This window comes from Pyxidicoccus fallax (assembly GCF_012933655.1).
Lineage (GTDB): Bacteria > Myxococcota > Myxococcia > Myxococcales > Myxococcaceae > Myxococcus > Myxococcus fallax.
Window position 1 is genome coordinate 1 of record NZ_JABBJJ010000402.1, and the last position, 10,660, is coordinate 10,660.

A 10,660-nucleotide genomic window follows, 5' to 3' on the forward strand; every position below is an offset into this window, starting at 1 on the left:
CTCCTGGCGCGGCGCCCGTGGGACGGGGCGCGGCCGCGCTGGCGGTGGCTGCTTGCGCGGCGGGGGGCGCTCCGGCCGCCGCCGGGCCCACGACGGGCGGCGGACGTGGGGCCGCGGCGGGCCCCGCCTGGGGCGCGGGCCGCTGCGCGGCGGCGGTCGCGGACGTGGCTCCGGAGGGCGGCGGAGTCGCGGCCGTGGCTTCGGGCGGCGGCGAGACGGTGGCGCCCCGGGCGGGCGCGGCGAAGGACACCGCGTCCAGCTCGCGCAGCAGGAAGGAGATGCGCAGCAGGTGGTCCGCGTCCTGCGGGAAGTCGTTCAGCAGCTGCGCCACCGAGCGCACCCCGTCGATGACGGCCAGCGCTCGGACCTCATGCGGGGTGAGGCGCAGCTCGCTCGCGGCCACCAGCCCGCCGGACTTCATGATGGGCAGCTGGAGCACCGGCGTCAGCCGGCGGCGCAGCTCCACCGTCGGCAGGCGGCGCACCGTGTCGCTCAGCACCGCCCAGCGATTTCCGAGCGGCATCGCCTTCTGCCCCGGCAGGTCTCGCGGCTCGAAGGTGAAGGTGCCGGACTCGGCGCGCAGCCCCTTCGACAGGATGCTCAGCGCGCGCTGGGAGAGCTGGGTGAAGGCACTCGCCGGCTGGAGCTGCCCCAGCCCGAAGAGCGTGGCGAGGAGGTCTCCGCCGAAGCGCTCCTTCGCGGCCTCGGCCTGCTGGAGCTGCTCGGGCGTGAGGAGCTTCGCGCCCACCAGCGACGCGCCGAGCGCGTCCTCCGGATGCGACGAGTCGACGAACTCCGGATTGCCCTTCCGGAAGTGGATGTGGATGGCGCGGTCCGCGAGCGTGAGCGAGAGCAGACCCGTCTGCTCTCCGGCGGCGATGCGGCCGTAGAGGCGGATGGACGAGTGCTGCTCGAGCTGCCCCTGCGGGGGCACCGTGAAGGGAGACGCGTCCTCGGGGACCACGGCGGGCGTGGGCGCGGACTGCGCGGCCACGGGGCTCGGGCCCGGAGGAGGTGTCGGAGCGGTGGCTCCCCGCGCGGCGGAATTCGGAACCGTGCCGGGAGGAGGCGTCGGAGCGTTGGGGCCGCGCGCGGCGGCGTGAGGCGCGCCTGGGGCCATGCCCGGGGGCACGGGACCACCGGGCGTTCCAGGGACGCCGGGCGCCATGCTTGGATGCATCGGGGCTCCGGGCGGTCTGCCCGGCACGGCACCGGCGGCTCCCGGCACCGCACCTGGAGGCACGGGCGCTCCGGGCGGTCTGCCCGGCACGGCACCTGGAGGCACGGGCGCTCCAGGGGGTCTGCCCGGTACGGCACCGGCGGCTCCGGGCACCGCGCCGGGCGCCATGCCCGGGGCAGCGGCGGCTCCGGGCGGTCTGCCCGGCACGGCACCCGCGGCTCCGGGCACCGCTCCTGGAGGCACGGGCGCTCCTGGAGCCATGGGAGGCCGACCCGGCACCGCGCCCGGCGCCGCTCCGGCGACCCCGGGAGGCGGTCTCTGGGCGACCCCCGGGCCCGCCACGGGCGCTCCGGCGGGCGCACCCGGTCGAGGCGCCTGCCCCGCCACCGGAGCCGGTCGAACCCCCGGGCCCGCGACCGGTCTGGCACCCGGCCCGGCCATGGGCGCGGCTCCCGGACCCGCCATCGGTGCCGCGCCCGGCCCGGCGGCCATGGGCGCGGCTCCCGGACCCGCCATCGGCGCCGCGCCCGGCCCGGCGGCCATGGGCGCGGCGCCGGGACCGACTCTCGGCGCGGCACCTGGCCCGGCCACGGGCGCGCCCGGAGGCACGGCCCCGGGGCCCGCTCCGGGAATGAGGTTCTGAGGCACGCCCGCGGGCGCCGCCTCGGGCCTGGGCCCGAGCGAGCTGGCCGGAGACGCCGCCGCCACATCCGCGGGCACACCATCGCCCCAGAGCGTCCGGGGGAACACCTCGCGGACCTCGGGGAAGCGCCAGGGGAAGGCGAAGTTCAGCCCGTCCTCGGACACCTGCAGCTTGCCCTGGATGGAGCCGCTCTCGACGAGCAGCTCGATGGTCGGCAGGGTGAGGGGCCCCCACATGGTGCCCCTGTCATTGCGGACCCAATACTGCCGGACCTCACCCTCGGCCATGCGCCGCTCGGCTCCGTTGGAAAAATGAGAGAAGGGGAGAACCTACCGCTGTCCCCGGGCGCGTCCAAGCAGACGACCGGCCAGACTCGATTCTGGCCCCCTCAGGGCGCCGCGCCGGCCATCGCCGCCAGGCCCAGCGCGGACAGACAGGCCGCATCCGCCTGCTGCTCGGCGGGCGGGTCGAAGCAGTGCACCTCGCTATCGAAGACCTTGCACATCCCGGCCGGCGTCCCGGCGCAGGCCGCCTTCGAGTACGCGGTGGTGCACCCGTAGCCACACACCGGGCCCGTCTCGCTGTTGCGGCACTCCGGCGTGGGCAGCGAGCGCTTCCAGGCGCACATCGCCGCGGGGGACGGGTCGAAGCAGGTGATGCGGCCCCCGCCCGCCTTGCACACCCCGGCGGGCGTCCGGGCGCAGCGCACCCCCTCCGAGGAATTCACGCAGCCGTAGCCACACACCAGCTCCACGCCGTTGTAGCGGCAGTCCGCCTTGGGCGTCTCGCGGCCATACACGGCGAACACCGAGGCCGGCGGGTCGAAGCACTCCACTTCGCCTCCCCGGCCCCGGCACACGCCCGCCGGGCTCTTCGCGCACTTCACCTTGCCGGGCTGCGTGGCGCAGTTGTAGCCGCACGCCACCACGCCATCGATGTTCTTGCACTCCGGGTCCGGCAGCGCCGAGCCGTATGCCTTCAGCACGTAGGCCGGCGGGTCGAAGCACACGGCCTGCCCGTCCACCACCTGGCAGCGGCCCTGCGGCGTCTGCGCGCACCGCACGCGCTGTCCATCCGACTTGCACCCGTAGCCACACGACACGTGGCCATCAATGTTGCGGCAGGTGGGCGCGGACGGGTCCTGCGACGGCGGGGCCGAGCCCAGGGTGAGCGCCAGCACGGTGAGGAGGGAAGCGAGCACGGAGGACCTCGGAGGCAACGCAGGAGTCGCCCGTCATTGACGCCCAAGGCGAGCGGCGACGCAAGAAGCGGGCAGCCGCGACGGCGGGGGCGGGGCGTGGTACCCAGGCCGCGCCCGCGAGGAGGTGGGCTCCCGGTGGACGTGGACGTCAGCACGCTGCACATCATCCTGCTCTGCATCGCCGCGATGACCGCCGGCATCGTGGACGCCATCGCCGGAGGTGGCGGGCTCATCACCTTGCCCGCGGTGCTGGCCACCGGCCTGCCGCCGCACGTGGCGCTGGGCACCAACAAGGGCCAGTCCGTCTTCGGCAGCTTCGCGGCGCTGGTGCGCTTCTCGCGCGCGGGACTGGTGGACTGGAAGCTGGCGCGGGCCACCTTCCCCCTGGGCCTCGTGGGTGCCTTCGCGGGCGCCGCGCTGGTGCTGCTGGTGAAGCCGGAGGTGCTCAAGCCGCTGGTGCTCGTGCTGCTCATCGCGGTGGCGGTGTTCCTCACCTTCCGCAAGTCTCCGCCCCCGTCCGACAGGCCCGAGCCCGGGCCGCGTCCGCGCGCGCAGGCCATTGGCGGGCTGGTGGCGCTGGGCATCGGCGCCTACGACGGCTTCTTCGGGCCGGGCACGGGCACCTTCCTCATCGTCGGCTTCTCCACGCTGCTGGGGCACGGCCTGGCGCGCGCGTCCGCGGACGCCAAGGTGGTGAACTTCGCCTCCAACCTCGCCTCGGTGGTGCTGTTCGCCCTCAAGGGCGTGGTGCTGTGGAAGGTGGCGCTGCCCATGGCCGCCGCGCAGTTCATCGGCGGCTACGTCGGCGCGCATCTCGCCGTGAAGGGCGGCGACAAGCTGGTGCGCAAGGTGGTGCTGGGCGTGGTGGTGGCGCTGGTGCTGAAGCTGGCGCGCGACCTGCTGGTGGGCTGAAGGCCCGTCAGCCGATGTGCACCAGCAGCGCGTCCCCGCGCTTCGCCACGGTGGCCACGAACTTCTGCAGCTCCTCGAAGTAGGAGACGAGCTCCTCCAGCGGGTCCACGTCCTCCTCGGGCTCCTCCCAGGTGCCGGGGTAGATGTCCTGGGCCTGCATCCTCGCCGGGTCATACCGGCGGCGCAGCGTGTCCTCGGACACCTTCTGGAGCGCCGTGGAGAGCGCCTTCACCTGCGCGGGCGTGAAGATGCGCGCGGTGCCCTCGTCCGAGGGGATGTCCCCCACGTCCTCTCCGCCGCGCACGAGGAAGTCCAGCGGCGCGGCGCCCTCCCACGGCGTCCCGGTGAGCAGGTACTGGAGGCCGTGCCACGCCTCGCCGATGTCCAGCTCCACGAAGGTCGCGCCCTTCGGGTCGCCGAAGTCCTCGTCGTCGTCGAGGAAGTCCTCCAGGCGCTCGGGGGCCTGGAGCAGGGCGGCGCGCTGCGCCTCCGTGGCGCTGCGCAGGGTGCAGAGCATCTCCATGCGGTGTGACCTCGCGCGTGAGGGAAGAGGACGCGGCCGGACCTTACCTCCCACCGCTCACCAACGGAACAAGGGACATGCCCGCGTCCAGCGGTAGCTCGACGGTGAACGTCGCGCCCTGGCCCGGGACGCTGGTGGCGGAGATGGTGCCTCCGCTCGCGGTGACAATCCTGCGGACGATGTACAGCCCCAAGCCCAGCCCGCCGAAGTGCCGGCCCGACACGGCCCGCTCGAAGCGGTCGAAGATGCGCTCGAGCGCCTCGGGGGCGATGCCGATGCCTTCGTCCCGCACCGTCACCCGCGCCTTCGCGTCCTGGCGCTCCAGCCGCACGCGGACCGGCTTGCCGGCGCCGTACTTCAGGGCGTTGGACAGCAGGTTGTCGAGCACCTGCTCGAACCGGAGCGGGTCCATCGACGCCATCACCGGCCCCTCCGCCTCGACGGCGAGCGTGCACCCGGCGCGCAGCGCCTCCGGCTCGAAGCGCCGCGCGGCGTCGCGGACCATCGCCGCCAGGTCCACCCGCGAGGGGTGCAGTTCCAGCCGGCCCGCGGAGATGCGGGACACGTCCAGCAGGTCATCCACCAGCTCCACCAGCTTCTTCACCTGCCGCTGGGCCACGTCCAGGTGCGCCTGGACGCGCTCGGGGGAGGACAGGGGCATGGGCGCGGACAGCTCGCGCCGGAGCGCCTGGAGCTTGAGGCTGAGCGGGGTGAGGGGCGTCTTGAGCTCGTGACTGGCCACCGAGAGGAACTCATCCCGGGTGGCCACCGCGTTCTCGGCCAGCGTCAGACTGTGGCGGAGGCGCGCGGAGTCCACCCACAGGAGCCGCAGCGTCAGGGCCACGCACGCCAGCACCGCCAGGGTGAGCACCCACTGCTGGAGCACCCGCGGGGGCTGCTCCACCAGCGGCGGCAGCAGGCCGTCCATCACCGTCACCCAGACGTCCACCCCGAACGCGGCGAGCATGTAGCGGCCCAGGGCGCGCCGGTCCACGTACGGCAGGACCAGCGACACTCCGCAGACGGGCATCAGCAGCAGCGCCACGAACAGGAAGTGCACGAACAGCGCCCCGATGACGACCATCACCAGCAGCGCGTGGCCCGTCACCAGCGCCGCCCGCTCCGTGTGCCCGCGCAGCGCCAGCCGCCGGGCCCAGACGAGGGCCGCCGTGTACACCGCCACCGCCACCGTCCCTCCCGCGAGCGCCGGGCTGCGCAGCACGAAGGCGAAGGCGGCGTAGACGAGGAGGAAGCCGACCGCGACGGGCAGCATCCACTGGAGGAACTGACGGAGCCGCAGTTGCTTCAGCTCCGCTTCGGAGGACTCATACATTCCAGAGGGTTCCCGCCTGGGGTGCGCGCATGGACCGAACCATGAATGCCCATTCATGTCAGCGAGGACCCGCCAGTGGGGTTGGGGATTGGATACTGGCCGAGGCACGAGCGGGCGGCCGAGCCCTCGCGGGTACCCCGGGCGGGGCTTCAGAAATCTGAGCCCGGGTGCGGCTCCGGTTTCAGCTTTCTGGGTTCCTGGCTGCCTGCCCTCCAGGAGATGAGGCTGGCATCCGCGTTGCTTCAGCTTCATGGGGCCGTCCCACAACCCAGGCTTGGAGTCCTCATGCAACCGAAGCTGCTACGCCCGCTGTTCACCCGCGCCCTGCGCGCCTCGCTCGCCACCCCGCTGCTGCTCGCCGGCTGCGATGGCGATGACGACCTGGACCTGACGGGCTACGCCTCGCCGGCCTGTGAGCAGAGCGCGCTCGCCGTCAGTGGCCTGTCCCTCCCGTCGCAGCCGGACTTCGTGCAGCTGCGGCAGGTGGGCTCCAATCCCGGCCTCGAGAATGGCCGCATCGAAACCGCTGTCTCCTCCTCGGGCACCGCCTGCGCGACGGCCAACGACAAGGCGGCCTGCGAGTCCGCCCTGAGCGGACTCACCTCGCCCGGAGGCTTCCGCCGCGACTGCCAGGACCTGTGCTCCGAGTACTACGTCGCGACGACGCGGGGCGACGAGGTGAAGGCCCACGACACGCTGGACAAGCTCCGGAGCCTGCTGGGCCCCATCGACACGGCACAGGAGGCCGCGCTGCTGGCCTTCGGCGAGGGCTACTACCTGTCCTGCACGGACCTGAAGCGCGGCGCCGTGAAGGCGGGCCCTGGGGGCACCTTCAGCGTCGTCGGCACGAAGGGCTATGCCTGCGGGCCGAACACGGCGGTGACGCAGTACCTGCTGGAGGTGACGCCCTCCGGCGAGGTGAAGGAGGTGAGCAGCGCGGTCATCGAGAGAGGCGACCCGGGGTGCTCCATCGGCCGGCGGCCCGCGGGGCTGCGGGCACCGGGCAATGTCGCCTGCACCGACGCGCTGGGGCGCCACTTCGCCGTCGTCGCCCACCTGGAGGCGGCCTCCATCAACGCCTTCCTGCGGCTGCGCGAGGAGCTGGAGCTGCACGGCGCGGACGTGGAGCTGCGGGACGCGGCGCTGCGCAGCGCCATGGACGAGGTGCTGCACACCGACGTCAGCCAGCGGCTGGCGCACCGCTTCGGCGCGACGCCCCGGCCGCCCCAGGTGGAGGCGCTGCCGCCGCGCTCGCTCTTCGAGGTGGCCCTGGACAACGCCGTGGAGGGCTGCGTGCGCGAGACGTTCGGCGCGCTGGTGGCCCACCACCAGGCGCTGCACGCGCGCGACGCGGAGGTGCGCCAGGAGATGACGCGCATCGCCGAGGACGAGACGCGCCACGCCGAGCTGTCCTGGGCCATCGACGCCTGGGCGCAAGAGCGGCTCTCCCCCGCCGAGCGCGAGGCCCTGCGAGAGGCGCGCCGCAAGGCCGTGGAGACGCTGCGCGCGGAGGTGGCCACGCCGCTGGAGGCCGCGCTCATCACCGAGGCCGGCATGCCCGCGCCCGAGGTCGCCGCGTCCCTGGTGGACACGCTCGCCCAGCAGCTCTGGGCGTGAGGCGCTGAGGAACCGCGCCTGGGAGCACGTCCTGACGACGTGCTCCCGGCGGACCGCGAAGCGAAGCGGGCTACTCGACGACGACGAGCTTCGCGTTGTTCTCGACGGCGGTGCCTTCCTTGGCGAACAGCTCGGTCACCTTGCCGGCCTTGGGGCTCTTGAGCTCGTTCTCCATCTTCATGGCTTCCACCACGACGAGCCCCTGGCCCTCCTTCACCTCGTCGCCCACCTTCACCAGCACCTTCACCACCTTGCCGGGCATGGGCGCGGTGACGAGCTGCTTGCCCTCCACGGAGAAGGCGGCACTGCCCGCGCGCAGCCGCAGCCGGCGCTCGTCCGCCACGTCGAAGCGGCTCACCTGCCCGCGCAGGAGCACGCCCACCTCGTCGCCGTTCTCCTCGAACTCGACGCTGTAGGACTGGCCGTCCACGAGCATGGTCATGGTGCCGTGCTCGAGCATCAGCGCGTCCACCTGGTACGTCTGGCCGTTGACCGTCAGCTTGTAGAGGTCATTGCCCAGCGGCTCCAGGTCCACCGGCACCGCTTCCTTCTGGCCCTGCTGCTTCGTGAAGTAACGCATGGAGGTCTTTTCCGAGCTCGAAGGGGAGGGTTAGCGGCGCCGCAGCGCCAGCTTCCACGGGGAGACGCCACCATTGCCGCCGCCGGGGCCCGCGGCCGTGGGCAGCGACTTCGCGCGCTTCTGGTCCCGCTGGTAGGCATGCACCGCGCTGGCCAGCAGGGCCATCTCCGTCAGCTTCGGGTCCTCCTTGCCCAGCAGCGTCTCGTGCTCGCGGGTGAGGAAGCTGGTGTCGTAGTCGCCGGCGATGAACTCCGGGTGCGCGAGGATGGCCTTGAGGTAGCGGATGTTGGTGGTGATGCCCTTCACCACGTACTCGGACAGCGCGCGCTGCGCCCGGGCGATGGCCTCCGCCCGCGTGGGGGCCCACACGGACAGCTTGGAAATCATCGGGTCGTAGAAGTTGGGCACCGTGTAGCCCGGGAACACGCCCGAATCGTCACGCACGTTCGGCCCGCCCGGCACGCGCAGGTACGTAATCCTGCCGGGGCTGGGCATGAAGTTGCGCGCCGGGTCCTCCGCGTACACGCGCACTTCGATGGAGTGGCCGCGCGGCTCGGGGGCGTGGGTGAGGGCGAGCTTCTCGCCCTCGGCGGCGCGAATCTGCATGGCGACGAGGTCCAGGCCCGTCACCCACTCCGTCACCGGGTGCTCCACCTGGAGGCGGGTGTTCATCTCCAGGAAGTAGAAGTTGCGGTGCACGTCCACCAGGAACTCCACCGTCCCGGCGCCCACGTAGTTGACGGCCTTGGCCGCCTTCACCGCCACCTCGCCCATCTTCGCGCGCATCTCCGGCGTGAGGATGGGGCTGGGCGTCTCCTCCACCACCTTCTGGTGCCGGCGCTGCGCCGAGCACTCGCGCTCGTTCAGGTGGATGGTGTTGCCGTACTGGTCGGCGAACACCTGGATCTCCACGTGGTGTGGCTTCTCCAGGTACTTCTCGATGTAGACGGCGTCGTTGCCGAAGGCGTTCATCGCCTCGCTCTTGGCGGCGCGCCACGAGGAGTCGAAGTCACCGCCGCGCTCCACCTTGCGCATGCCCTTGCCGCCACCGCCGCCGGCGGCCTTGAGCATGACGGGGAAGCCAATCTTCTCGGCGTAGACGCGCGCCTCCTCGAGGGTGGCGATGGGCTCGGTGGTGCCGGGGACGACGGGCACGCCGGCCTTGATCATGTTCGCGCGGGCGCGGGTCTTCTCGCCCATGGCGTCCATGGCGGAGGCCGGCGGACCGATGAAGGTGATGCCAGCGGCCTCGCAGGCGCGGACGAAGGAGGCGTTCTCGGAGAGGAAGCCGTAGCCGGGGTGGATGGCATCCGCGCCGGCCTGCTTCGCGGCGTCGATGATGCGCTGCTGCACGAGGTAGCTCTCACGCGAGGGCGGGGGCCCCACGAAGAAGGCCTGGTCGGCGGTACGCACGTGCAGGGCGGCGCGGTCCGCCTCCGAGTACACCGCCGCGGTGGCGATGCCGAGCTCCTTGCAGGTGCGCATCACCCGGATGGCGATCTCGCCGCGATTGGCGACGAGCACTTTGCGGATCTTGGGCATGGTCGCCCCTCTAGCACGGGGCGCCCCGGTTTGCCCGGGTTGGATGAAGGGGCCACCGGCCGTGTCTCGTTGGCTACCGGGCAGATGGGGTAGGGTGGACGCCTCGTCTTCCGTAGAGGGGGAAGTTCTTCTTGCGCCCATCACCTGCGTTTTCCTCCCGGCTCCTCGTGCTGGGAGGCGCGGCCCTGCTCGCCCTGTGCGTCGGCATGTCCGCCTGCCAGCGGTCGGAGGAGCCACCCGCGTCCTCCGAGCCCGCGCCGGCCTCCGGACCCACCGTCTCCGCGCCCTTCGACGTCCAGGCCGTCATCCGGCGGGCGGAGCGCTCCTTCCAGCCCCGGCAGGCGGGGACCTTCACGGGGGACCAGGACACCTACGCCCTCGAGGTGGACGCGGACGGCACCGTGCGGCTGGCGCCCCGCCAGTCCCCGGTGGCGCCGGAGCCGCGCGGGCCGGAACACGCGTCGCGAAAGAAGGAGGTGACGCAGCCCGTCACCGCGGCACCGCTGGCGCTGCGCACGGTGTCGGTGACCCGTGGGACGGAGTCGCTCGCGCGGGGGCTGGAGCCGTCGGTCCGGAAGGATGGCGCGCTGGCGCTGGGGCGCGGGCCGGTGGTGGAGGTGCTGGAGAACGGCGACGCCGGGATGGAGCAGCGCTGGGAGTGGGCGGCGGAGCCGGAGGGGGAGGGGGACCTGGAGGTGCGCGTGGCGGTGTCCGGGCAGGAGTACGCCGGGCGGACGGAGCACGGGCACCACTTCGTGGACCGGGAGACGGGGCTGGGCACGCGCTACGGCCGCGCGACGTGGGTGGACGCGGCGGGGCGGCGGACGGACGTGGAGACCACCTGGGAGCAGGGCGCGCTGGTGCTGCGCGTGCCGGCGGGCGTGCTGGAGGGCTCGGCGTGGCCCGCGGTGCTGGACCCGGTGGTGTCGCCGGAGATTGCGCTGGACGTGCCGGTGCCGGTGCCCAACCGCGTCATCAACACGCGCCAGGCGGTGGCCTTTGGCGCGGGCATGTACCTGGTGGTGTGGACGCACCGCACCGTGGGCGCCCAGGACGACGTGCTCATGGCCCGGGTGCGGGCCTCGGATGGGGTGGTGCTGGACGTGGGGAGCCTCGCGGTGGTGGGGGG

8 protein-coding genes and 1 pseudogene are annotated in these 10,660 nt (G+C 72.9%); 3 read left to right on the top strand and 6 right to left on the bottom strand.

Annotation, left to right across the window (positions count from 1 at the left end):
• Together HG543_RS56670 and HG543_RS46530 are read right to left on the bottom strand one after the other, a co-directional pair.
• On the bottom strand, nt 1-994 hold a 994-nt coding region (locus HG543_RS56670), incomplete at its 3' end, for a DUF4388 domain-containing protein (RefSeq protein WP_343073605.1).
• 1,217 nt (nt 995-2,211) lie between these two features.
• On the bottom strand, nt 2,212-3,024 hold the full coding sequence (locus HG543_RS46530) for a hypothetical protein (RefSeq protein ID WP_169351414.1): 813 nt from the start codon (nt 3,022-3,024) through the stop codon (nt 2,212-2,214).
• 135 nt (nt 3,025-3,159) lie between these two features.
• Here HG543_RS46530 and HG543_RS46535 point away from each other — a divergent pair, with 135 nt between their 5' ends.
• On the top strand, nt 3,160-3,936 hold the full coding sequence (locus tag HG543_RS46535; protein ID WP_343073606.1) for a TSUP family transporter: 777 nt from the start codon (nt 3,160-3,162) through the stop codon (nt 3,934-3,936).
• A 7-nt stretch (nt 3,937-3,943) separates the two neighbouring features.
• Here the strand turns inward: HG543_RS46535 and HG543_RS46540 are convergent, their stop codons facing one another.
• Together HG543_RS46540 and HG543_RS46545 are read right to left on the bottom strand one after the other, a co-directional pair.
• The gene (locus HG543_RS46540; protein WP_169351415.1) at nt 3,944-4,459 is read right to left on the bottom strand and encodes a YfbM family protein; all 516 of its coding nucleotides are present in this window, start codon (nt 4,457-4,459) and stop codon (nt 3,944-3,946) included.
• Nucleotides 4,460-4,502: 43 nt separating this feature from the next.
• The gene (locus HG543_RS46545; protein WP_246357789.1) at nt 4,503-5,792 is read right to left on the bottom strand and encodes a sensor histidine kinase; all 1,290 of its coding nucleotides are present in this window, start codon (nt 5,790-5,792) and stop codon (nt 4,503-4,505) included.
• A 285-nt stretch (nt 5,793-6,077) separates the two neighbouring features.
• On the opposite strand from HG543_RS46545, the gene HG543_RS46550 reads away from it, so the two are divergent.
• The gene (locus tag HG543_RS46550; protein WP_169351416.1) at nt 6,078-7,409 is read left to right on the top strand and encodes a ferritin-like domain-containing protein; all 1,332 of its coding nucleotides are present in this window, start codon (nt 6,078-6,080) and stop codon (nt 7,407-7,409) included.
• A 70-nt stretch (nt 7,410-7,479) separates the two neighbouring features.
• Here HG543_RS46550 and HG543_RS56675 read toward each other — a convergent pair whose 3' ends face one another.
• Nucleotides 7,480-7,989 carry a biotin/lipoyl-containing protein gene (locus HG543_RS56675; protein ID WP_169351417.1) on the bottom strand — a complete coding sequence of 170 codons (510 nt, stop codon included), beginning with the start codon at nt 7,987-7,989 and terminating at the stop codon, nt 7,480-7,482.
• 30 nt (nt 7,990-8,019) lie between these two features.
• Nucleotides 8,020-9,531 carry an acetyl-CoA carboxylase biotin carboxylase subunit gene (accC, locus tag HG543_RS46560; protein ID WP_169351418.1) on the bottom strand — a complete coding sequence of 504 codons (1,512 nt, stop codon included), beginning with the start codon at nt 9,529-9,531 and terminating at the stop codon, nt 8,020-8,022.
• Between the two features lie 131 nt (nt 9,532-9,662).
• Here accC and HG543_RS46565 point away from each other — a divergent pair.
• A pseudogene (locus HG543_RS46565) lies at nt 9,663-10,660 on the top strand (hypothetical protein); the annotation flags it as partial.

Bases quoted from the DNA above. Each gene is read 5' to 3' on its own strand.
- HG543_RS46540 (WP_169351415.1), bottom strand. From the start codon at position 4,459: ATGGAGATGCTCTGCACCCTGCGCAGCGCCACGGAGGCGCAGCGCGCC.
- HG543_RS46545 (WP_246357789.1), bottom strand. From the start codon at position 5,792: ATGTATGAGTCCTCCGAAGCGGAGCTGAAGCAACTGCGGCTCCGTCAG.
- accC (WP_169351418.1), bottom strand. From the start codon at position 9,531: ATGCCCAAGATCCGCAAAGTGCTCGTCGCCAATCGCGGCGAGATCGCC.
- HG543_RS46550 (WP_169351416.1), top strand. From the start codon at position 6,078: ATGCAACCGAAGCTGCTACGCCCGCTGTTCACCCGCGCCCTGCGCGCC.
- HG543_RS56675 (WP_169351417.1), bottom strand. From the start codon at position 7,989: ATGCGTTACTTCACGAAGCAGCAGGGCCAGAAGGAAGCGGTGCCGGTG.